This window comes from Kitasatospora gansuensis (assembly GCF_014203705.1).
GTDB lineage: Bacteria > Actinomycetota > Actinomycetes > Streptomycetales > Streptomycetaceae > Kitasatospora > Kitasatospora gansuensis.
The window spans coordinates 3,504,371-3,526,475 of sequence record NZ_JACHJR010000001.1 but is presented as its reverse complement, the minus strand read 5'-3'; the positions used below and the strand labels follow the sequence as shown (position 1 = coordinate 3,526,475).

The window sequence follows — 22,105 nt, the reverse complement described above, 5'->3', positions numbered from 1 at the left end:
GTTCCCCCGGTACGAGCGTTCATCTGCCCGTACGGCGTTCGGCGGCCGTACGGTGTGCTGCGATGGGGAGTTGACCACCGTGACAACGGCCGGCAGTAACGGAGCGCCCGAGGACGCGGCGAAGGACGACCCGTTCGCGTACCTCTACCGTCCGGCGGAGGGCGAGCAGGCGGCCACCCAGCCCCGCGACTCGTACTCCCGCCCGGTCGAGGTCGGCCGCGCGCAGTACGGCCAGCAGTCCACGCCGCAGCCCCCGGCCCGGCCGCAGCCGCCGGCGCAGGTCACCGCGCAGCTCCCGCAGCAGCCGCGGTACGCCGAGCACTCCCGCCCGCAGCCGGGCGAGCAGCAGCCGGCCGGGCGCAGCAAGGGCGTGGTGATCGGTGCCGTCGCGGTGGTCGCCGCGATCGCGATCGGCGCCGGGGTGGCCCTCTCGATGGGCGATCCGGGCAAGACGAAGGACAAGGCGTCCGGCGGCAGCAGCGCCCCGGTCAACCCCTCGGCCTCGGCCTCCGGTTCGTCCGGACCGTCGGCGAGCCCCACCCCCGACACCAAGCCGATCGCGGACGCGAGCACGCTGAAGGGCCAGAACGCCCCTTCCGGCAACAGCGTGAAGGGCGCCAGGTCGGCGGACGGCAGCTACCTGACGCTGACCGCGGGCTCCTCGGTGACCTGGACGTTCACGGCCCCGAGCGCGGGCGCGTACAAGTTCTGGCTGCACTTCAACAACACCGGCCAGAACTTCAGCGCGGCCGTCACCGTCAACGGCAAGGACCGGGACGGTGGCATCACGGTGAAGAACTACTCGGGCGCCGGGGTGGACCCGGCCCAGGCCTGGTACAGCACCAACATATGGCCGGAGCTGCAGGCCGGGACGAACACCATCACGGTGGGCATCCCGGCCGGGAGCGGCAACAGCATCCTGGTCGACCAGGTCGCGCTCACGCCGATGAGCGTGGAGACCTACCCGAGCTGACCGCTGCGGCTGCCCGCGACCACCGCGGCCAGCCGGGCCACCGTCTCGGTCATCGCGGCCCGGGCCGGGGCCAGGTACTTGCGCGGGTCGGTGCCGGCCGGGTCCTCGGCCAGGCGCTGTCGGACCACCGGGGTGAAGGCGGTGTTCAGCGCGGTGCCGATGTTGACCTTCACCAGGCCGGCCGCGATGCCGGCCGACAGTTCGTCGTCGGCCACCCCTGAGCTGCCGTGCAGCACCAGCGGGACGGGTACGGCTTCGGCCAGACGGCGGATCAGATCGTGGTCGAGCAGGGCCGTCCGGGTGGTCATCGCGTGCGAACTGCCGACCGCCACCGCGAGCGCGTCCACCCCGGTCTCGGCGACGTAGCGGGCCGCCTCGGCCGGGTCGGTGCGGGCGCCGGGGGCGTGCGGGGAGAGCGGCGGCTCGCCGTCCTTGCCGCCGACCCGGCCGAGTTCGGCCTCCAGGTGCAGGCCGTGCCGGTGCGCCCAGTCGGCGGCCTCGGCGGTGCGCTTGACGTTCTCGGCGTGCGGCAGCGTGGAGGCGTCGTACATCGCGGAGCTGAAGCCGGCGGCGGCACTGGCCCGCAGCAGGTCGAAGTCCTCGACGTGGTCGAGGTGGAGCGAGACCGGGACCCTGGCGGCGGCGGCGACCTCGGCGCAGGCCCGGGCCAGCGGGAGCAGCCGGCCGCCGTGGTAGGCGACGGCGTTCTGACTGATCTGCAGCACGACCGGGGAGCCGGCGAGTTCGGCCCCGGCGGCGATCGCCTCGGCGTGCTCCAGGGTGATCACGTTGAAGGCGGGCAGGCCCCGGCCTTCGGCGACGGCGGCGGCGAGCAGGTCGGCGGTACGGGCAACGGGCATGGGTGTCTCCCGGGAGAGGTGGGCAGCGGGACGCAGAGCCGCTGCTCACCTCTCCCGGTGGGTGACCGGAGGTCAGGCCGCGTGGGCCTTGGCGAGACGGTCCGCGCCGACGATCCACTCGCCGCGGCGCATCACCGCGACGAGATCGTGGGTTTCGGAGTCGAGTACGACGAGGTCGGCGTTCTTGCCGACCTCCAGCGAGCCGATCGAGTCGGCCAGGCCGAGCAGCCGGGCCGGGACGGTGGACAGCGAGGTGACGGCCTGGTTGAGCGAGAGGCCGTTGATGGTGACGGAGCGCTTGAAGGCGACGTCCAGGGTCAGGGTGGAGCCCGCGATGGAGCCGCCCTCGACCAGCCGGGCCACGCCGTTCTCGACCCGGACCTGGAGCGGGCCGAGCGGGTAGAGCCCGTCGCCCATGCCGGCCGCGCCCATCGCGTCGGTGATCAGCGCGACCCGCTCGGCACCGGCGGTGCCGTAGGCGAGGTCGAGCACCGAGGGGTGCAGGTGCACACCGTCGTTGATCAGCTCGACGGTGACCCGCTCGTCCTCCAGCAGGGCGACGATCGGGCCGGGCGCGCGGTGCTGGATGCCCGGCATCGCGTTGAACAGGTGGGTGGCCACGGTGGCCCCCGCCTCGACGGCCTCCAGGGTCTTGGCGTAGTCGGAGTCGGTGTGCCCGACGGCCGCGATCACGCCGAGGTCGGCGAGCATCCGGACCGACTCCAGACCACCCGTCAACTCCGGTGCCAGGGTGAACATCCTGGCGGTGCCGCGGGCGGCGTCCACCAGCTTGCGCACCAGCGCCGGGTCCGGGTCGCGGAGCAGGTCGGGACGGTGCGCGCCGCACCGGTTGTGCGAGATGAACGGGCCTTCGAAGTGGACGCCCGCCAGCACGCCGTCCTCGACCAGCTCGGAGAGGACGGCCGCCTGGTGGCAGAGCTCGTCGATCTCCCCGGTGACGGTGGAGGCGATCGTGGTGGTGGTGCCGTGCGCCAGGTGGGTCCGGGCGACGGTGAGGGCTTCCTCGGCGATGCCGGAGGCGTAACTGCCGCCGCCGCCACCGTGTACATGGAGGTCCACGAAACCGGGGACGACGGTGTAGCCGGTCAGGTCGACGTCACCCGGCCCGGTCTCGCCGCCGAGACCCGCGATCCGCGAACCCTCGATGGCCAGCCGGCCGTTCTCGACGACGCCACCCGGCAGGACCAGTCGGGCGCCGGCCAGTGCAGTACGGTCCGCGGTCACGCGGTCACCTCCATGGAGAGCAGATCCCAGGCGAGCAGGCCCGCGCCCAGGGATGCGGCGGTGTCTCTGAGCATGGCCGGTACGACCTTCGGGGGCATCTGGAAGGTCAGCCGCTCGGAAACCGCTGCGCGCAATGGTGTGAAGAGCGTGTCACCGGCTTCGGCCAGGCCGCCGCCGACGATCACCGTCGAGGGGTCGAGCAGGCTCTGGGCCAGCACGATCCCGTCGGCGAGTGCCTCGACGGCGTTCTGCCAGACCGTCAGGGCGCGGGCGTCCCCGGCGTCGACGGCGGTGGCGCAGGCCGCCGCGTCGGCGTCCGGGTCACCGCTCGCCTCGGCCCAGGCCCGGGAGACCGCGGAGGCCGAGGCCAGCGTCTCCAGACAGCCGCGGGCGCCGCAGCCGCACTGCGGTCCGCCGGGGCGGACCACCACATGGCCGATCTCGCCGCCGTAGCCGTGCGCGCCCGCCTCGATCGACCCACCGATGCCGATGGCGCCGGCGATGCCGGTGCCGAGCGCGATGAAGAGGAAACGGTCCACGCCCTGCCCGGCACCGATCCGTCCCTCGGCCAGTCCGCCGGAGCGGACGTCGTGGCCGAGGGCGACCGGGATGCCGCCGAGGCGCTCGCCGAGCAGCTTGCGCATCGGGAGGTCCCGCCAGCCGAGGTTGGCGGAGAAGACCGCGATCCCGTTCTTCTCGTCGATCGTCCCCGGCACGGCGACGCCGGCGGCGAGGGGTGCGCTGCCGAAGCGGGCGCGCCCCTCGTCCGCCAGGTCGGCGGCGAAGTCGAGGATGGTGGCGACGACGGCATCGGTGCCGTGCTCCCGCCCGGTCGGTCGGCGTGCCTCGAACAGCACGGAGCCGTCCTGGGCGAGCAACGCGGCCTTCATGCCGGTTCCGCCTACATCGAGTGCGATGACGTGCTTCACGGGGGACAGTTTCCCTTGACCTTGTCGGAGAGGTCTAGTCCAGTTGCGTGATTGGTCTGGTCCAGCGAGGTGAGGTTTGTCGCCTTAAGGGTGGCTTAAGGGTAGTTGGTCTTCCTTAGGCAATCTGCTTTACCTAATCCCGTACGGGAGGTGGCGGTCAGGTGAGGATGATCGAACGAGTCAGTGCGCGCGGCCGGTCCGGGTCCAGGCCGCGGGCCTCGGCGGTGGCGACGGCGAGCTTCTGGGCCCGGATCAGGTCGGCCAGCGGGTCGGCGCCGGGCTCGTGCACCAGCGTCGCGCCGGTCGCCGCGACCTGCTCGGAGAGCCCGTCGGGGAGCTCGCCGAAGGCCCAGACCGCCCGGCCGGGGGCGGCGATCGCGATCGGGCCGTGCCGGTACTCCATCGCCGGGTAGGACTCGGTCCAGGCGCCGGCCGCCTCGCGCATCTTCAGACCGGCCTCCTGGGCCAGCCCGTACGTCCAGCCCCGGCCGAGGAAGGTGACCTGCTCGGCCGCGACCAGCTCGGCCGGGACCTCCCAGGCCACTGCCGCCTCGGCGTCCGCGGCCGCCTCGGCGATCCGCTTGGTGCCGGGGGGCAGGGCGCCCTCCAGCTCCAGGTGGGCCCGCAGCAGCGCGAGTGCGGTGGTGGCGAACCGGGTCTGCACCACCGAGCGCTCGTCGGCGAAGTCCAGCAGCACGGTGTGCTCGGCGACCTCGAACACCGGGCTGCCGACGGTGCCGGTGAGCACCGTGGCCGGCGTCTTGAGCCGCTCCAGCAGTTCGAGCACCTCGGTGGTGGTGCCCGAGCGGGTGATCGCCAGCACCCGGTCGTAGCGGCGGCCGGCCGGGAACTCGGAGGCGGCCAGCGCGTCCGTCTCGCCGTGGCCGCCGCTCTCGCGCAGCACGGCGTAGGCCTGGGCCATGAACCAGGAGGTGCCGCAGCCGATCACCGCGACCCGCTCGCCGCGCTGCGGCAGGACGGGTGCCGCGGTGGGCGCGAGGGCGGCGGCCTGCCGCCAGTTCTCGGGCTGGGTGGCGAGTTCCTCGGCGGTCAGTGAGGAGAAGGGCATGCGGGCTCCTTACGGAGGTGCTCCGGAGTGGAATGCGTGAAGCTGTTTGATTTATAGAGGTTTCGAGCATGATTGCGCAAGACCGGCTCGCTTGATGGAACTGTGGGAAGCTGACCCCGCCGCCGCACGGCGGCTCCGGGACTGGAAGGGACGGCATCTGCGTGTCCAGGTACGAGCGGTGGAACGCACTGCTGGAACTGCTCGCCGAGCACGGCAAGTTGGAGGTCGAGGAGGCCGCCGACGCACTGCAGGTCTCGGCCGCGACGATCCGGCGCGACCTGGATCAGCTGGCCCGCCAGCAGATGGTCACCCGGACCAGGGGCGGCGCGGTGGCCCACAACGTCAGCTACGACCTGCCGCTGCGCTACAAGACCGCGCGCAACGCCGACGCCAAACAGCGGATCGGCGCGGCGGTGGCCGAACTGGTCGCCCCCGGCGAGGTGGTCGGCCTGAACGGCGGCACCACCACCACCGAGGTGGCCCGCGCGCTGGCGGTCCGGCCCGAGCCGGAGGGCACCGGACAGGGCGTCACCATCGTCACCAACGCGGTCAACATCGCCAATGAGCTGACGGTCCGTCCGCAGGTGAAGATCGTGCTCACCGGTGGTGTGGCCCGGCCGCAGTCGTACGAGCTGATCGGCCCGCTGGCCTCCCTGGTGCTGAACGAACTCACGCTGGACGTCACGGTGTTGGGGGTGGACGCGCTCGATGCCGAGCACGGCGCGACCGCGCACAACGAGGGTGAGGCGAGCGTCAACCGGCTGCTCGCGGACCGGGCCCGCCGGGTGGTGGTGGCGGCCGACTCGTCCAAGCTGGGCCACCGCGCCTTCGCCCGGATCTGCGGCCTCGACCAGGTCTCGGTGCTGGTCACCGACACCGGCATCGGGCCCGAGCTGGCCGCCGCCTTCACGGAGGCCGGCGTCCGGGTGATCGCGGTCTGAACGGCGGCCGCCGTTGCACGGGGCGCAACGGCGGCGGAGATTGCGTAACTACTCCGGGTAGAGGTCTGGACCACTGGCGGTCCGCGCTGAGAGGGTGGCCGACGCTCCTCCTCCCCCCGAAGGTGGTCCCCCGTTGTTCAGCGCCGTCCGGAAGCCCGCACTGCCCCTGACGGCTCTCGCCGTCTCCACCGCGTTGCTGCTCAGCGGCTGCGGTTCGAACGTGCTCGGTTCCGGCGGTGACGTCACGCTGCGCCTGGTGGTCGCCGACTACGGCGACAGCCCGGCGAACAGCTCCAATCTGTACTGGAACGACCTGGTCAAGCGCTTCGAGCAGGCCAACCCGGGCATCAAGATCGCGCTCGAGGTGGTGATCTGGGACGACATCGACAAGCGGGTGGCCGAGCTGATCAAGAGCGGCAAGATCCCGGACATGCTGCAGACCGGCGGCTACGCCGACCACGTCGCGGCCGGCCGGCTCTACCCGGTGAGCGAGGTGCTCACCATCGACGCCCAGGTCAACACGATCGACGCGTTCGCCAAGGCCGGCCAGGTGCTGGGCAGCCAGTACGGCATCCCGTTCATCGCCTCCTCGCGCGCCTTCTTCTACAACAAGGCCATCTTCGAGAAGGCGGGTATCACCCAACCCCCCACCAGCTGGGAGGAGTTGCGCAAGGACGCGAAGCTGATCAAGCAGAAGGTCCCCGGGGTGGTGCCGTACGGGCTGCCGCTCGGCCCCGAGGAGGCGCAGGCCGAGTCGCTGATGTGGACCACCAGCGGCGGAGGCGGTCTGGCCGACGACGCGGGCAACTACAGCATCGACAGCACGGCCAACCGGGCCACCTTCGAGTGGCTGCGCACCAACCTGGTCAAGGACGGCCTGACCTACGCCGACCCCGGCACGGTGAACCGCAAGACCGCCTTCGCGGACTTCGCGGCGGGCAAGATCGCGATGCTCAACGGCCACCCCGCGCTGGTCCAGAAGGCGGTCGCCGCGAAGATCGACTACGGCCTGGCGCAGATCCCGCGCAAGGACCCGCAGGGCAAGGCGGCCGGCTTCGCGGTGGCCGACTGGATGATGGCCTTCAAGGCCAACGGGCACCGTGCCGAGATCAAGAAGTTCCTCTCCTTCACCTACCAGAAGGAGAACACCCTGAAGTTCTACGAGACCTACAACATGCTGCCGGTCACCCAGGACGCCCGCGTGCAGATGGCCGCCGACAGCGCCCACGCCGACCTCAAGCCCTTCCTGGACGCGCTGCCGGACGCCCGCTTCTACCCGTACGGCGAGCCGTCCTGGGCGAAGGTCAGCGAGCAGCTCAAGAAGGAGATCGGCGGCGCGGTCAAGGACGGCGGCGGCGAGACGCTGGCCCGGCTGCAGACCGCGGCCGCCGAGGCGGCCGCGGAGGCCCGCAAGTAACGGTCCGTCAGCCGGCGGGGCCGAGGTCGATCGCGTACGCCTTGCGGAGGGTCTCGTGGACCGTCCAGGTGGTGCGGTCGCCCTCGTTCAGCACGGCCAGGTCGCCGGGGCCGACCTCCAGCACGGTGCCGTTCTCGAACTCGATGGTGGCCCGGCCGCTGATCACCACGAAGATCTCGTCCGCCTCGGTGTCGGTCACCACGCCCGGGGTGATCTGCCAGACCCCGCGGATCCGGCGGCCGTCCGGGGACTCCCAGACCACCTTGCCGGAGACCTCGGGGGAGCCTTCGATGATCTGCGCCGGGTCCAGCGGGTCGGGCTCGAGGTCGGCGTCGGGGATGTGCAGAGCGAAACTGTTGGTCATGGCACCCGACGCTAACGCCCCCGCCGTCACGGCGGGGGCGGCACACTGTGTCGGCCTGAGCGGGCAGAATGACACCCCGTAAGTGGAGGTGACCCGCCCATGTCCGAGCTGACCGAACGCGAGCTGGCCGTGCTCGCCCTGGAGGGCCGCAGCTGGCGCACCACCGGCGCCAAGGAACGGGCCATCCGGGAGGAGCTGGACCTCTCGGCCACCCGGTACTACCAGATCCTGAACGGGCTGCTGGACCGTCAGGAGGCACTCGCCCACGCTCCGGTACTGGTCAACCGGCTCCGCCGGGTTCGCGACGCGAAGCGCACTGAACGCTGACGGTTCGGTAGGCAGGGGCTCGGGGAACTGCGACGCCGGCCCTTGCAAGGTGATCCGTACGTAGGTGGTCAGGCACTTTCGCATTTTGACCCGCCAGCCACGAACCGTCGCCGTTCCCCGAGCCCCTGCCTACCGAACCGTGTGCCCTGGCCCTATGGTCGAGCCATGGGTATCCCTGAGCCGAGTACGCCCGCCGGCCGGGCCGGGCTGGCCGCGTTGCTGGCCGAGCCGAGGTCCGCGGTGGTGGCGCTGGACTTCGACGGCACGTTGGCCCCGATCGTGGCGGATCCGGACTCGGCGCGGGCCGACCCGGCCGCGGTGGCCGCGCTGGAGGCGCTGGCGCCCCTGCTCGGTGCGGTGGTGGTGGTGACGGGCCGTCCGGCTGCGGTGGCGGTGGAGTACGGCGGGTTCGCCGGGCTGGACCGGTTCACGGTGCTGGGGCAGTACGGTGCCGAGCGCTGGGAGGGGGGCGTGCTCACTTCGCCGCCGCCGCCGGCCGGGGTGGCTGCCGCTCGGGAGCAACTGCCGTCCGTACTGGCCGAGTCGGGTGCCCCGGAGGGGACCTGGACCGAGGACAAGGGCCGGGCGCTGGCCGTGCACACCCGCCGGACCGCTGACCCGCAGGGTGCGCTGGAGCAACTCCGGGCCCCGCTGGAGCAGTTGGCCGCCGCGAACGGGCTGATGGTGGAGCCGGGCCGGTACGTGCTGGAGCTCCGGCCGCCGGGGGTCGACAAGGGCGGCGCCCTGACCGCCTTCCTCGCCGAGCGGGAGCCGGGCCCGGTGCTCTACGCCGGTGACGACCTCGGCGACCTCCCGGCGTACGCCGCGCTGGAGCGGCGCCGCGCCGCGGGGCACCCGGCGCTGCTGGTGTGCAGCTCGGCCACCACCGGCGAGGCCCAGGTCACCGAACTCGCCGACCGGGCCGACCTGTTGGTGCCGGGCCCGGCCGGGGTGGCCGAGCTGCTGGGGGCGCTGGCCGCCCGGCTGTAGGGCCGGTCAGGCGGCGGGCGGCGGTGCGGTGGTGGAGCGGATCACCAGCTCGGGGTCGAACAGCAACTCGCCCACCGGCACGGGCCGGTTGGCCACCAGGGCGAGTACGCTGCGCCCGACCTCCAGGGCCAGCCGGTCGGCCGGCTGCCGGACGGTGGTCAGCGGCGGGTCGGTGAACTCGGTGATCATCGTGCCGTCGTAGCCGACCACCGAGACGTCCTCGGGCACCGAGCGGCCCTGCCGCCGGACCCCGCGGATCGCGCCGAGCGCCATGAAGTCGCTGGCCGCGACGATCGCGGTGGCACCCCGCTGGACCAGGGCGGCGGCGGCCGCCTGGCCGCCCTCGACGGTGTAGGACTGCCGGATCACCCACTGCTCGGCGTCGGCCAGGCCGCGCCTGGTCATCGCGGTCAGGAAGCCCGCCACCCGGCGGTCCGCCGGGTGGTTCCCGGCCGGGCCCGAGGCCATCCCGATCCGGCGGTGGCCGAGCCGGTAGAGGTGGTCCACCGCCAGTTCGGCGGCCAGCGCGTCGTCGGTGGAGAAGACCGGCGCCGGGTGGCCGTCCTCGAACTGGCCGTTGACGCCGACGTACGGGATGCGGCGGTCCCGCAGCAGCTCGTACGTCTCGGTGTCGGCGCCCTCCAGGGTGTTGCTGGCGGAGAGGAAGACCACCGCCGCGACCCCCCGGTCGACCAGGGCGGCGACGAAGTCGCGTTCCTGCACGCCGCCGGGGAAGGCCGGGCAGAGCACCATCTTGAGCCCGTGCGGGGCGAGTGCGGACTCGATCCGCTCGGCCACGTCCGCGAAGAACGGGTTGGAGATGTGCTCGGTCACCACGGCCACCAACTGCCCGGGCGTGGAGCGTTCGTAGCCGAGCTCGGCCATCGCCTGCTCCACCGCGTCCCGGGTCTTCTTGGCGACCCCCTGCCGTCGGTTGATCACCCGGCTTACGGTCGCCTCGCTGACCCCCGCGCGGGCTGCGAGTTCGGTGATCCCGACCTTCATGCCGTCCCTTCCAAGCTGGTGAGAATGGCCAGGCCCGAGCGCGGCACCGGCAGGCTGTGCAGGCCGGGCGGCAGCGTGAGCCGACTCCGCTCGATGATACGGCCGGTGGGGCCGTGGACCGCGAGCTCGGCCGAAACGCCCGGCGCGGCCACCTCCAGGACCAGCCGGTCCGTGGCCGAGCCGTTCACCAGGACCAGCTCCTGATGCCGGGTCAGCGCGACCGGGACCACCTGCTCGGCGTGCACGCTGACCAGCAGGACCCGGTCGCCGGAGACCCGCACCACGGGGTACAGCTCGTCCGGGCGGCCCGGCTCGACCTCGCCGTCCAGCAGGGTGTCGCGCAGCCGTCGCCACTGCCCGAGCCAGAAGGCCACCGCGGCCAGGTGCTCCTCGGGCAGCCTGGTGAGCCGGACGGAGACCTGCGGTACGGCGTGCAGGGCGCCGATCAACTGCCGGGCGGCGCTGTGCGCCGGGGCCTCCGGGGGCCAGAGCAGCATGTCGGAGTGGACCGCGCCGCCGACCGCCAGGAACGCGGTGTCGAGGGTGCGGACCCGGTTGGCGGTGGAGTCCGCCGGGCAGTCGAAGGAGCGCAGCAGGTTCCCGAACGGCGCCATGCCGGGCCCGACGTACGGCTGGCGCAGCTCCAGCAGCAGTCCGGGCCGGATCGGCTCCAGCTCGGCCCGCAGCTCGGTGAGCAGTACGGTCATCGCCCGGCCGACGTCCGGGCCGCCGTCCCCGGCGTGCACCATGGCCTCGTCGAGGAAGTCCAGCTTGAGCCCGTCCACCCCGAACTCCTGGACCAGAGAGGCGCAGAGCTCGATCACGTGCCGCCTGACCTCGGGCTTGCGCGGGTCCAGCACGTACGCCCCCGGCACGGTGGCCGGGACGGTCGGGGCCCACCGGCGGTAGGCCTCGGAGTGCGGGCCGACCAGCAGCGGGGCGGTCCAGAGCAGGTAGCGCAGGCCATCGGCGCGGACCCGGCGGACGTGGGCGGCCAGGTCGGGGAACTTGGCCGGGTCGGGCCGCCAGTCGCCGCAGCCCGCGTAGCCCCGGCCGTGGCCGCCGAGCTGCCAGCCGTCGTCCAGGATCAGCGCGCCGAAGCCGAGCTGAGCGGCCAGTGCGGCCTCCTGCTCGACCGATTCGGCGTCCACCCGCTGGTTGAAGGCGTACCAGGTCGAGTAGACCGGGGTGCGGGCGCCCTCGGGCACCGGCATCGGGTCGACCCCGGCGGCGTACCAGGAGCGCAGCGCCCGCATGGCGCCGGCCACGGTGGGCGAGCGGGGCACGAAGAGCAGCCGGTGCGGGTCGGCGGACGGCGGCAGCCGGAGCTGGACGACGAAGCTGTCGGTCTCCTCCGAGACGCCGAACCGGAGTTCGGCCTCGGGCACCGGGTCGGCCGCCGCGAAGGTCAGCAGGGTGGCGCCCGCGTGGTCGAACAGGCAGCCGGTGGCCAGCGCGTCCACCAGCGAGACCTTCGCCCGGCCCTCCCAGTCGGCGGGCAGCGTGCGCCGCCAGCCGCCCTGCGGGTGCCAGTACCCGGCGGCGTCGCCGAGCGGGACGGTCAGCCGGACCTCGACCGGCCCGCCACCCGCCTCGACGGCCACCAGCCGGAGGCCGGACGGGAGTTCGGTGCTGGACCAGTGTCCGTCCGGGACGGCGATCGAGACCTGGTCGAGCAGCGGCTCGAACACGGCCGGGGTCAACTCGGCGGTGGTGACCGCCTCCTGATCGGTGCTCATTCCTTCACCGCCCCGGCGAGCAGCCCGGACACGAAGTGCCGCTGGAGGGCGAGGAAGAGCGCGGCCATCGGCAGTGCGGCGATCGCCGTACCGGCCAGGATCGCGCCGTAGTCGGTGTCGTCGACGCCCTGCAGCGAGGCGAGCGCGACCGGGATGGTCAGGGAGGAGTCGTCACGGAGCACGATCAACGGCCAGATGAATTCGTTCCACTGGAACAGGAAGAGGAAGATGGCGAGCGCGGCCAGCGCGGGCCGCATCGGCGGCAGCGCGACCCGGAGGAACAGCCGCAGTTCGCCGCAGCCGTCCACCCGGCCCGAGTCGAGCAGTTCGTCCGGCAGCGCGGCCATCGACTGCCGCATCAGGAAGATCCCGAACGGCAGCGCCAGGTTGGGCAGCAGGACCGCCTGGTAGGTGTCCAGCCACCGCAGCTCGGCCATCAGCCGGAACAGCGGCACCAGGGTGACCTGGGCCGGGATCACCAGACCGAGCATCAGCAGCCCGAACAGCGGCTCCCGGCCGCGGAACCGGAACTTGGCGAAGCCGTACCCGGCCAGCGTGCAGACCGTCCCGGCGACCAGCGTGTAGACGGTGGCGATGCCGAGCGAGTTGAGCACCACCCGGCCGAAGCCGGCCTTCTCCTGAAGGCTGTTCAGGTTGTCCAGCAGGTGGCCGCCCGGGAGCAGCGGCGGCGGGGTGCGGAAGATCTCCTGCGAGCTGTGGGTGGCCGCGATGACCAGCCAGTAGAACGGGACCAGGACGGCGGCCAGGGTGAGGGCCAGCGACCAGGTCAGGGTGAGGCTGCGGAGCTTCACGACTTCCCTCCGAGCACCTTGAACTGGAGCAGGCCGAGCGCCCCGATCAGCAGGGCCAGCGCGTAGGCGATGGCCGAGGCGTAGCCGAAGTCGAAGTACTTGAAGGCGTTCTGGTAGAGGTACATGCCGATCGTCAGGGTCGCGTTGTCGGGCCCGCCGCCGGTCAGCACGTAGGGCTCGTCGAAGAGTTGCAGGGTGCCGATGGTGGAGAGCACGGTGGTCAGCAGCAGCGCGGGCCGCAGCCCGGGCAGCGTGACGTGCCGGAAGGCGCGCCAGGCCCCGGCGCCGTCCACCGCCGCCGCGTCGTACAGCTCGGTGGGGACGGTCTGCAACCGGGCCAGCAGGATCACCGCGTTGTAGCCGGTGTAGTGCCAGGTGAGCGCCAGGCCGAGGGAGACCTTGGCGAGCAGTGGGTCGGTCAGCCACGGGATGTCGCTGCCGAGCAGCCAGTTGACCAGCCCGTACTGCTGGTTGAGCAGCACCGAGAAGACGATCCCGTACGCCACCAGGCCGGTGATCATCGGCAGGAAGAAGCCCAGCCGGAACACCGAACGGGCCTTCAGCAAGCGGGAGTTGAAGGCGACCGCGAGGCCGGTGGCGAGTGCCAGCATCAGCGGGACCTGGACGGCCAGGATCACCGCGCTGTTGCCGAGCGCGGTCCAGAACAGCGAATCGTCCAGCAGCCGGGCGTAGTTGTCGAGACCGGCGAAGGTCTCCACTCCGCCCGACTGCTTGTAGAGGCTGAGCCGGAACGAGGCGAGGATCGGGTAGAGCTTGAAGGCGGCGAACAGCAGCACCGCCGGGAGCACGAACAGGTAGGGCATGGTGCGACGGGTCATCGCACGACCTTGCGCCCGGTCTGCTGGGCCAGTTGGTCGGCAGCCTGCTTCAGCACCTCGGCCGGGTCGGCGCCCTTGAGCAGCACCTTGGTCTGCGCGTCGGTGACCACCTTGAGCGCGCGGGCGTAGTCGGCGGAGTAGTTGAAGGCGGGGGAGGGGGCCTTCAGCGCGCCGAGGAAGATCTCGCCCTTCTTCTGGCCGCTGAAGAACGCCGAGGGCTCGTGGAAGACCGAGTCCTCGTACGCGGCCATCAGGGCCGGGGCGATGCCCTTGCCGCGGTAGATCGCCACCTGCGAGGACGGCTTGGTGAGCACGTACTCGATGAAGGTCCAGGCGGCGGCCTGCTGCTTGCTGGACCCGGCGATCGCCAGGTGGGTGGAGTTGACGGTGGCGGCGGTGGCGCCGCCCCGGCGGACGGCCGGGGGCAGCCGGACCTTCCACTTGCCGGCCTCCTGCGGGACCAGGCCCTCGATGATGCCGCCGAACCAGGTCGGCCAGGGCAGCACGGCGGCGGTGCCCTGCTTGATCGAGTTCTCCAGCGCGCTCCAGCCGCCGGACAGGTCGCTGACCAGGCCGGCGTCGTTCATCTTCTTGATCAAGGTGAGCGCGGTGACCGCCTCGGGGGAGTCCAGCGTGATCGCGCCGGCCAGGTCGAAGTAGAACTTCCCCTGGAGCTGGAGCAGCAGCTGGAAGAAGTTGGCCGCGTCGGGCTGCGAGGCGGGCTTGTCGATGCCGAGCAGGTGGGCGCCGGTGGCGGCCTTGAGCTTCTTGCCCGCCTCGATCACCTCGTCCCAGGTCCCCAGCGACTCGACGTCCACCCCGGCCTTCTCGAAGAGGTCGGCGCGGTAGTAGAAGCCGCCCGAATTGGCCTCCCAGGGCAGGGCGTTGACCCGGCCCTTGGGGGCGACGGTCTGCCACAGGCCCTGTGCGAAGGCGTCCTTGTGCTTGTTCGCGCCGAGCGGGCCGAGGTCGGCCAGGCCGGTCGGGAACTTCTCCACGTAGCCGGGCAGGTAGTCCACCCCGATGTGCAGCACGTCGGCCAGGCCGCTGCCGCCGGCCGCCAGACCGGTGGTGATCTTGTCCCAGATCGCCGGGTTGCCGATGTCCTGCACGGTGACCTTGATGTCCGGGTACGTCTTGTTGAACTCCGGCAGCAGCGCCTTGAGCTGGGCGGCTGGGCCCTGCCAGCTCCAGACCGTGATCTCGCCCTTGCGGGGGTCGCCGGCGCCACCGCCGTCGGTGCCGGTGCCGGTGCCCGAGCAGGCGGCGAGTCCGGCACCCACGGTCAGGGCGCCGCCGAGTCTGAGGAGTCCGCGTCGGTCGAGGGTGGTCATGGTGGTCCGCCTTTTTCGAGGGTGGTGTGACGGCCAGGACGCTAGCAATGAGCGGAGCCGACTTGCAATGGATCGATGAAAACTTTCTTCGAGATCGTGCAGGCGAGGAAGAATCCTTGCTCCAGCGCATTGAAAGTGGGCCCGGCTCGCTGTTAGCGTCGCGGCACCCTCAACGGAGAGACCTGGAGACCTTGATGCGACGCGCCAGACTGCCGCTGCTCACCGCTCTCGCACTGCTGATACCGCTCGTCCCGCAGACCCTGGCGGTGGCCGGCGCAGCCCCGGCCGCCGCCGCCAAGGTGCCGACGGTGCTCAATCCCGGGTTCGAACTGGGCACCAGGGGATGGGAGTTCACCTCGGGTGCCGGGGTCGCCAGCAACTACCCGCACGGCGGCGCCAAGTTGGCGTACCTGGACGGCGGCCGCGGCTTCCGGGTCGCCCAGACCCTGACCGCCCCGACCGCCGGCCGGTACGACATCTCGGCCTGGATCGCCACCGGCGGCCCGAACGGCCGGTTCGTGGTGCGGGTGAACGGCGTCGAGGCCGGCGCGGTCACCGTGCCGACCCGGTACGAGTACTCCCGGCACACCGTCAGCCGGGTCTCGGTGGCCGGGGGCGACAGGCTGGAGATCGCCTTCGAGTCCGGCGACGGCTGGCTCAACGTGGACGACGTGATGATCTCCCCGGCGGCCCCGGCCGACCCCCGGATCAGCTCCTCCGACCCGAAGGTCGTGGAGATGTTCGACTGGGCCAAGCGGAAGGCCAACAGCTGGGTGCTGCTGGCCGGTTCGACCGGCCCGGTGAACGTCGACGAGAACAACCGCTTCGGCACCGGCACCGCCACCTACGGCCCGTCCTACTGGGCTGGTTACGCCAACCGCAGCGGCTACTACTCCCGGGACATGGCGCACCAGGTGGTCGGCGCCCAGGTGCTCGGCCTGACCGCCGAGAACCGCAGCATGCTGCGCTCCTTCGCGGCCTCGGCCACCGAGGCGCACAAGTACTACCCGGTCTGGGCGCACAACTTCGACACCGGCAGCTACCTGAGCATCGACTACCGCAACCCGAGCTCCTTCGTCCGCGAGGTGCCCGCCCCGTTCGAGCTGGTGGAGAAGGCGGCCCAGGCGTACCGCTGGAGCGGTGACGCGGCGTACGTGAACGACGAGGTGTTCTGGGACTTCTACCGGCACACCACCAAGGAGTTCGTCGCCCTGCACAACGCGGCCAAGGGCAACGGCGCGGTGCAGGTCGCCGAGGGCACCGGCAAGGGCATCTTCTCCGGCACCGCCAGCTACAACGAGCAGGGCAACGAGAAGCTCGCCGAGGCCGGTGACGGCATCGCGGCCCAGTACCAGGCCTATCTGGCGGTGGCCGCGCTGGCGAAGGCCAAGGGCGACGCGGCGCTGGCCGCCGAGGCGGAGCAGCAGGCGGCGGCGCTCAAGCAGTACTTCAACTCGGAGTGGAGCGGCACCGGTTCGGGCGCCGACATGGTCCGGGCGTACTCCCTGGACGGCACCGCGTTCAAGGGCTGGGGCCTGGAGAACAGCTGGTTCATGCCGATGAAGAAGATCATCGAGGCCGGTCCGCGCAACGACGCCTACCTGGACTACATCGACGCCCAGGCCGCCGGCGCCGACGGCCCGTCCAACATCGAGGCGTTCACCTACCTGCCCGACACCTTCTTCAACAACAACCGCAACGACACCGCCTGGAAGTGGATGCGGCACGTCTACGACCAGCGCGACGTCCAGCACGTGAACGCCTCGCAGGGCCCGAACGGCGACTACCCCGAGGTCTCCTTCACCCTGGTCGGCCAGACCGTCTCCGGCCTGCTCGGCCTCGACCCCGACGCGCCCAACCGCCGGCTGACCACCCAGTCCCGGCTGCCCGCCGGGATGGACTGGCTCCAGGTCGACGACATCCCGGTCGGCAAGGACACCGTCGGCCTGCGGCACGACGGCGCCACCAGCTCCACCCTGACCAACCACTCGGCCTCCCGCACGTACACCTGGGAGGCCCGCTTCGTCGGCAGCCACCCGACCCTGACGGTGAACGGGGCCGCCCGCCCCGCGCTGACCAAGGTCGAACACGGCGTCACCTACAGCTACGCGAGTGTCAAGGTGACGCCGGGTCAGGCCGTCGTGGTCGGCGTGGCCGGCTGACGTCCGTTCCGGGGTGCGGAGGTTGTGGTGACACCGCACCCCGGAACGCGAGGTCCGAATCCCGCCGGACCGGGCCGCCTCAGTCGACAATGCTGGTCCACATGAAGCGACTTGAGGGACATGTGGCACTGGTGACCGGCGGCAGCAGGGGGATCGGCGCGGCCGTGGCGATCCGGCTGGCCGAGGAGGGCGCCGACGTGGCGCTGACGTACGAACGGAACGCGGAGCGGGCCGGGCAGGTGGTCAAGCAGGTCGAGGCGCTCGGCCGCCGGGCACTGGCGATCCGGGCCGACAGCGCCGACCCGGCGGCCGTCCGGGCAGCCGTGGACGAGACGGCCGCGACGCTCGGGCGGCTGGACATCCTGGTGAACAACGCGGCGGTGTTCCCGATGGGCCCGCTGGAGGAGCTCGAACTCGGCCTGCTGGACCGGACCTTGGCGGTGAACGTACGGGCGCCGCTGCTGGCCGCGCAGGCGGCGGTCCGGCACATGACCGAGGGCGGCCGGATCATCGGCATTGGCAGCAACGTGGCCGAGCGGGTGGTGTTCCCCGGCCTCGCCCTGTACGCGGCGAGCAAGACCGCCCAGGTCGGCATGGTCAAGGGGCTGGCCCGGGAGCTCGGCCCCCGGGGCATCACCGTCAACCTGGTCCACCCGGGCCCGACCGACACCGACGCCAACCCGGCCGAGGGCCCGTTCGCCGAGACCGTGAACGGCTTCACCGCGCTGGGCCGTTACGCCGAACCCGCCGAGATCGCGGCTACCGTGGCGTACCTGGCCGGGCCTGACGGCCGGTACGTCACCGGGGCCGCGATCAGTGTGGACGGCGGGTTCGCGGCCTGATTCGGTCGCTACTCGCGGAGTGCCGTGAGCTGGTCCAGGAACCACTGCTGCGGCGGCAGTGCGGTCGAGGCGGCGGCCAACCGCTTGGTGCGGTCGGTCCGTTCGGCCGTCGGCATGGTGAGCGCCCGGTGCAGCGCCTCGGCGGTCTCGATCACGTCGTACGGGTTCACCGTGATGGCGTCGTCGGCCAGTTCGGCGTACGCGCCCGCCTCCCGGGAGAGCACCAGGGCGCACCCGGCGTCGGAGACCACCGGCACCTCCTTGGCGACCAGGTTCATCCCGTCCCGGATCGGGTTGACCAGCGCCACGTCGGCCAGCCGGTAGGCGGCCAGCGAGCGCGGGAAGTCGTCGTTCACGTGCAGGATCAGCGGCTGCCAGGCCGGGGTGCCGAACTCGTCGTTGATCTCCTGCGCGATCCGCTGCACCGCGGCGGTGTACTCCCGGTACTCCGGCAGGTCGTGCCGGGACGGGTAGGCGAACGCGATGTGCACCACCCGGTCCAGCCACTCCGGGCGGGAGCGCAGCAGGTGCCGGTAGGCCAGCAGGCCGCGGACGATGTTCTTGCTCAGCTCGGTCCGGTCCACCCGGACGATCGTCCGGCGCTCGCCGACGGCCTCCTTCAGGGTCGCCAACCGGGCGTCCACGTCCGGCTGGTGGGAGCGCTCGCGGAGGAAGTCGGCGTCCGCACCGAGGGCGTGCACGCCGAGCCGGGTGGTCCGGCCGGCGTGCGTCACGGTGAGCGCGGCCCGGTCCACGGTGGCGCCGAGCACCGCCTCGCAGCAGTCCGCGAAGGCCAGCGCCCAGCGGCGGGTCAGGAAGGCCGCGCGGTCCGCGCCGAGGATGCCGGTCAGCACGTCGGCGGCCACGTCGTCCGGCAGCATCCGGTAGTACTCGGGCGGGGCCCACGGGGTGTGCGAGAAGTGACCGATCTTCAAGTCGGGCCGCAGCTGCCGGAGTTGGTCCGGCGCGAGGGAGAGGTGGTAGTCCTGGATCAGTACCGCCGCACCCGGCGCGGCCTCGGCGGCGAGCGCCTCGGCGAAGGCGGTGTTGTACGCCCGGTAGGAGTCCCACTCGCGGCGGAACCGGTCGTCGAAGACCGGCGCCACCGGCGTCTCGTACAGCAGGTGATGGACGAACCACAGGGTGGAGTTGGCCACGCCGTTGTACGCCCGGGCGAAGGTGCCGGGGTCGATGTCCAGCATCCGGACGGCCTGGCCGCCGACCTCGAAGCCGCCGAGGTCGAGCCGGCCCTCGGGGGAGCGGCGGGCCGCCGTCCGGTCGGCCTCGGAGAGGGCGGCGCACACCCAGACGGCGGACGGGTCGTCGATCGCGGACAGGCCCGAGACCAGGCCGCCGCCTCCTCTGCGCAGGGTCAGCGAGCCGTCGTCCTCGGCGGTGAAGGACACCGGCCCCCGGTTGGAGGCCACCAGGATGGGGGCGGCTCCGGTCAGATTCGAACGTTCGGTCGCGAGATCGGCCATGACACCAACCTTGCCTCGCACCCGGGGGGTCAAACCAGTCGGCACACCCTTCGGGCAAGTCAGGGGGTCGGTTCGGGTCACTGCGAAAGTGCCTGACCACCTACGCGGCGATCACCTCTTTCGAGGTCGGCGTCGCAGTTCCCCGAGCCCCTGGTGGTGCACGTAGTCGGGGATGGTGATCATCGGGGGCCGTTCTAGCGCGCCGACCGGGTGGGTGTGGGCGGTGAACTCGCGGGTGGCGGGGTCGCGGGTGAACTGGGTGAGCAGGGGGTGGACCAGGTCGGGGGTGGTCTTGAGGCGGTGGGTGCGGTCCAGGCGTTCCAGGGCGGTGCGGTAGATGGTGGCCGCCATCCGGCCGAGCGCCTGGCCGTCCTGGTGCCGGTGGTGCCGGACCCCGACGTCGACCTGGGCCAGGGCGTCCAGGCCGACCAGGTCGAGCGCGTCCACCAGCAGGCCCAGCTCGACCCCGTACCCGGTCGGGAACGGCAGCCGCTCCAGCAGCGACCGCCGGGCGGCGTACTCCCCGCCCAAGGGCTGGACGAATCCGGCCAGTTGGGGCCAGTGCAGGTTCAGCAGCGGCCGCGCCACCAGCTCGGTGACCCGCCCGCCGCCGGCCGGCACCACCGCGCCATCGGTCTCCAGCGGCCGGTCGTACATCGCCTTCACCAGCTGGATCGCCGGATCGGTCAGCAGCGGCCCGACGATGCCGGAGACGAAGGCCGGGTCGAACTCCCGCAGGTCCGCGTCGATGAAGCAGACGATCTCGCCGGAGGTGACCAGCAGCGAGCGCCAGAGCACCTCGCCCTTGCCCGGGGCGGCGGGCAGCCGGGGCAGCACGTCGTCCCGGTGCACCACCCGGGCGCCGGCCGCCGCCGCGGCCGCGGCGGTGCCGTCCATCGAGCCGGAGTCGACCACCACGATCTCGTCCACCAGCGGCAGCCGCTCCATCAGTTCCCGCCGGATCACCCGGACGATCTCGCCGACCGTGGGCTCCTCGTCGAGCGCGGGCAGCACCACGCTGACCGTCCCGGCCGGGCCGGCGGCCCGCTTGGCGGCGAGCAGGTCGGCCGGGGGCCGGTCGGCCGTCGTCCAGGAGCGCCGGTGCAGCCAGTCGGCCACCTCCGGCAGCAGCTCCTCGGGCGGTTCGGCCGGGATCGGCTGGTCGGGCACGTCTGATCTCCTCGGGCTGGATCGGCGGACTGGCTTCTCGGGACAGGGCATCTCGCGACTCGGACGCGCGGTTCCCTGCCGGGCGCCTTCGGATACAGTCTTCGTACTGCGGTCAGACCTTCGCACGTCGGGGTCGGCCGGAGAGCAGGACCACAACTTCACAGAGCTCATCCAGAGGGACTGAGGGAACGGCCCGTCGAAGTCCCGGCAACCTTCTCGCACGGCCGACCAGCAGTGGTCATCCGGCGGGACAGGTGCCAATTCCGTCCTGTGGCGCGCCCGCGTCATGGGGAAGATGAGGAGAGAGGCCTCCGCCATCATGGCTACCGCTGTTTCTGCCGCCCCGACCGTCGACCTCGGCCCCGCTGCCGCCCTGTCCTGTCGCGAGTGTGGCACCCGATTCCCGCTCGGTCCGAGCTTCGCCTGCGTCGAGTGCTTCGGCCCGCTGGAGATCGCGTACGAGTTCGGCTCCGAGTCCGCCGAGGAGCTGCGCAAGCGGATCGAGGCCGGTCCCGCGTCGATCTGGCGCTACGCCCCCCTGCTGCCGGTGCCGGCCGACGTGGCGGGCAAGCCCAACCTGAACCCGGGCTGGACCCCGCTGGTGAAGGCCGACAACCTGGGCCGTGAGCTCGGTTTCACCGCCCAGCTGCACGTCAAGGACGACTCGGGCAACCCGACCCACTCCTTCAAGGACCGGGTGGTCGCCTGCGCCATCGAGGCGGCGCGCGCCTTCAACTTCACCACCCTCTCCTGCTCCTCCACCGGCAACCTGGCCGGTGCCGTCGGTGCCGCCGCGGCCCGGGCCGGTTTCAAGTCCTGCGTCTTCATCCCGCACGACCTGGAGCAGGGCAAGGTCGTGATGGCCGGTGTCTACGGCGGCGAGCTGGTCGGCATCGAGGGCAACTACGACGACGTGAACCGGTTCTGTTCCGAGCTGATCGGCGACCCGGCCGGCGAGGGCTGGGGCTTCGTCAACGTCAACCTCCGCCCGTACTACGGCGAGGGTTCGAAGACCCTGGCGTACGAGATCTGCGAGCAGCTCGGCTGGCGGCTGCCGGAGCAGCTGGTGATCCCGATCGCCTCGGGCTCCCAGCTCACCAAGATCGACAAGGGCCTGCAGGAGCTGATCAAGCTCGGCCTGGTCGAGGACCGCCCGTACAAGATCTTCGGTGCCCAGGCCGAGGGCTGCTCCCCGGTCTCCACCGCCTTCAAGGCGGGCCACGACGTGATCCGCCCGGTCAAGCCGGACACCATCGCCAAGTCGCTGGCGATCGGCAACCCGGCCGACGGCCCGTACGTGCTGGACATCGCCCGCCGCACCGGCGGCGCGGTCGAGGACGTGACCGACGCCGAGGTGGTCGAGGCGATCAAGCTGCTGGCCCGTACCGAGGGCATCTTCGCCGAGACCGCCGGCGGGGTGACCATCGGCGTGCTGAAGAAGCTGGTCGAGACCGGCCAGCTGGACCCGTCCAAGGAGACCGTCGCGATCAACACCGGGGACGGCCTGAAGACCCTGGACGCCGTCGCCGAGGCGGGTCTGACCGCCACCATCCGCCCGACGCTGGATTCGTTCCGCGCCGCCGGTCTCGCCTCCGCCTGATCCCCC

The 22,105-nt window shown here is 71.9% G+C and carries 20 protein-coding genes and 1 riboswitch; of the genes, 8 read left to right on the top strand and 12 right to left on the bottom strand.

The window, feature by feature from the left end; all coding sequences use genetic code 11:
• Nucleotides 1-70 precede the first annotated feature (70 nt).
• Nucleotides 71-973 (top strand): carbohydrate-binding protein, encoded by a 903-nt coding sequence (locus F4556_RS15360; protein WP_184915641.1) that lies wholly within the window; start codon nt 71-73, stop codon nt 971-973.
• Here the strand turns inward: F4556_RS15360 and F4556_RS15355 are convergent.
• The 4 genes from F4556_RS15355 to F4556_RS15340 form a co-directional block, all read right to left on the bottom strand.
• Nucleotides 961-1,833: a class II fructose-bisphosphate aldolase gene (locus F4556_RS15355; protein WP_184915639.1), complete on the bottom strand. Its 873-nt coding sequence runs from the start codon at nt 1,831-1,833 to the stop codon at nt 961-963. The two genes, F4556_RS15360 and F4556_RS15355, sit on opposite strands and share 13 nt — an antisense overlap.
• A 72-nt stretch (nt 1,834-1,905) precedes the next feature.
• A complete protein-coding gene (gene nagA / locus F4556_RS15350; RefSeq protein ID WP_184915636.1) occupies nt 1,906-3,078 on the bottom strand; it encodes an N-acetylglucosamine-6-phosphate deacetylase in 1,173 nt (390 codons plus the stop codon).
• A complete protein-coding gene (locus F4556_RS15345) occupies nt 3,075-4,007 on the bottom strand; it encodes an ROK family protein (protein WP_184915633.1) in 933 nt (310 codons plus the stop codon). Before F4556_RS15345 ends, nagA begins: the two co-directional genes overlap by 4 nt.
• Nucleotides 4,008-4,164: 157 nt before the next feature.
• On the bottom strand, nt 4,165-5,076 hold the full coding sequence (locus F4556_RS15340) for an SIS domain-containing protein (RefSeq protein ID WP_184915630.1): 912 nt from the start codon (nt 5,074-5,076) through the stop codon (nt 4,165-4,167).
• Nucleotides 5,077-5,237: 161 nt separating this feature from the next.
• On the opposite strand from F4556_RS15340, the gene F4556_RS15335 reads away from it, so the two are divergent.
• Nucleotides 5,238-6,017 carry a DeoR/GlpR family DNA-binding transcription regulator gene (locus F4556_RS15335; protein ID WP_184915627.1) on the top strand — a complete coding sequence of 260 codons (780 nt, stop codon included), beginning with the start codon at nt 5,238-5,240 and terminating at the stop codon, nt 6,015-6,017.
• Between the two features lie 133 nt (nt 6,018-6,150).
• Entirely contained in the window at nt 6,151-7,434 is a 1,284-nt protein-coding gene (locus tag F4556_RS15330) for an extracellular solute-binding protein (RefSeq protein ID WP_246511024.1), read from the top strand.
• Nucleotides 7,435-7,441: 7 nt separating this feature from the next.
• Here F4556_RS15330 and F4556_RS15325 read toward each other — a convergent pair whose 3' ends face one another.
• Nucleotides 7,442-7,798 carry a cupin domain-containing protein gene (locus tag F4556_RS15325; protein ID WP_184915625.1) on the bottom strand — a complete coding sequence of 119 codons (357 nt, stop codon included), beginning with the start codon at nt 7,796-7,798 and terminating at the stop codon, nt 7,442-7,444.
• A 99-nt stretch (nt 7,799-7,897) separates the two neighbouring features.
• Here F4556_RS15325 and F4556_RS15320 point away from each other — a divergent pair, with 99 nt between their 5' ends.
• Nucleotides 7,898-8,125 carry a DUF3263 domain-containing protein gene (locus tag F4556_RS15320; protein WP_184915623.1) on the top strand — a complete coding sequence of 76 codons (228 nt, stop codon included), beginning with the start codon at nt 7,898-7,900 and terminating at the stop codon, nt 8,123-8,125.
• A gap of 165 nt (nt 8,126-8,290) precedes the next feature.
• Nucleotides 8,291-9,115 (top strand): trehalose-phosphatase, encoded by an 825-nt coding sequence (otsB, locus tag F4556_RS15315; protein ID WP_184915621.1) that lies wholly within the window; start codon nt 8,291-8,293, stop codon nt 9,113-9,115.
• 6 nt (nt 9,116-9,121) lie between these two features.
• Here otsB and F4556_RS15310 read toward each other — a convergent pair whose 3' ends face one another.
• The 5 genes from F4556_RS15310 to F4556_RS15290 are packed head-to-tail and all read right to left on the bottom strand — an operon-like array spanning nt 9,122 to nt 14,844.
• Nucleotides 9,122-10,120 carry a LacI family DNA-binding transcriptional regulator gene (locus tag F4556_RS15310; RefSeq protein ID WP_184915617.1) on the bottom strand — a complete coding sequence of 333 codons (999 nt, stop codon included), beginning with the start codon at nt 10,118-10,120 and terminating at the stop codon, nt 9,122-9,124.
• A complete protein-coding gene (locus F4556_RS15305) occupies nt 10,117-11,859 on the bottom strand; it encodes a glycoside hydrolase family 36 protein (protein ID WP_184915616.1) in 1,743 nt (580 codons plus the stop codon). The genes F4556_RS15310 and F4556_RS15305 overlap by 4 nt, the downstream gene beginning before the upstream one ends.
• Nucleotides 11,856-12,671 carry a carbohydrate ABC transporter permease gene (locus tag F4556_RS15300; protein ID WP_184915615.1) on the bottom strand — a complete coding sequence of 272 codons (816 nt, stop codon included), beginning with the start codon at nt 12,669-12,671 and terminating at the stop codon, nt 11,856-11,858. Before F4556_RS15300 ends, F4556_RS15305 begins: the two co-directional genes overlap by 4 nt.
• Nucleotides 12,668-13,510 (bottom strand): carbohydrate ABC transporter permease, encoded by an 843-nt coding sequence (locus F4556_RS15295; RefSeq protein WP_184915614.1) that lies wholly within the window; start codon nt 13,508-13,510, stop codon nt 12,668-12,670. The genes F4556_RS15300 and F4556_RS15295 overlap by 4 nt, the downstream gene beginning before the upstream one ends.
• A complete protein-coding gene (locus F4556_RS15290) occupies nt 13,507-14,844 on the bottom strand; it encodes an ABC transporter substrate-binding protein (RefSeq protein ID WP_184915613.1) in 1,338 nt (445 codons plus the stop codon). Before F4556_RS15290 ends, F4556_RS15295 begins: the two co-directional genes overlap by 4 nt.
• Before the next feature lie 194 nt (nt 14,845-15,038).
• Between F4556_RS15290 and F4556_RS15285 the strand changes: the two genes are divergently transcribed.
• Together F4556_RS15285 and F4556_RS15280 are read left to right on the top strand one after the other, a co-directional pair.
• Nucleotides 15,039-17,006 (top strand): carbohydrate-binding protein, encoded by a 1,968-nt coding sequence (locus F4556_RS15285; protein ID WP_184915611.1) that lies wholly within the window; start codon nt 15,039-15,041, stop codon nt 17,004-17,006.
• A 101-nt stretch (nt 17,007-17,107) separates the two neighbouring features.
• Nucleotides 17,108-17,848: an SDR family NAD(P)-dependent oxidoreductase gene (locus tag F4556_RS15280; RefSeq protein ID WP_221503615.1), complete on the top strand. Its 741-nt coding sequence runs from the start codon at nt 17,108-17,110 to the stop codon at nt 17,846-17,848.
• Nucleotides 17,849-17,856: 8 nt separating this feature from the next.
• On the opposite strand, the gene F4556_RS15275 is transcribed toward F4556_RS15280, so the two are convergent.
• Together F4556_RS15275 and F4556_RS15270 are read right to left on the bottom strand one after the other, a co-directional pair.
• A complete protein-coding gene (locus tag F4556_RS15275) occupies nt 17,857-19,329 on the bottom strand; it encodes an alpha,alpha-trehalose-phosphate synthase (UDP-forming) (protein ID WP_184915606.1) in 1,473 nt (490 codons plus the stop codon).
• A 111-nt stretch (nt 19,330-19,440) separates the two neighbouring features.
• On the bottom strand, nt 19,441-20,460 hold the full coding sequence (locus F4556_RS15270; protein WP_184924639.1) for a glucosyl-3-phosphoglycerate synthase: 1,020 nt from the start codon (nt 20,458-20,460) through the stop codon (nt 19,441-19,443).
• Between the two features lie 203 nt (nt 20,461-20,663).
• Nucleotides 20,664-20,801, top strand: a riboswitch (SAM riboswitch).
• A 17-nt stretch (nt 20,802-20,818) separates the two neighbouring features.
• On the opposite strand from F4556_RS15270, the gene thrC reads away from it, so the two are divergent.
• Nucleotides 20,819-22,099, top strand: coding sequence for a threonine synthase (thrC, locus tag F4556_RS15265; RefSeq protein WP_246511023.1), 1,281 nt, complete (start codon nt 20,819-20,821; stop codon nt 22,097-22,099).
• Nucleotides 22,100-22,105: the final 6 nt, after the last annotated feature.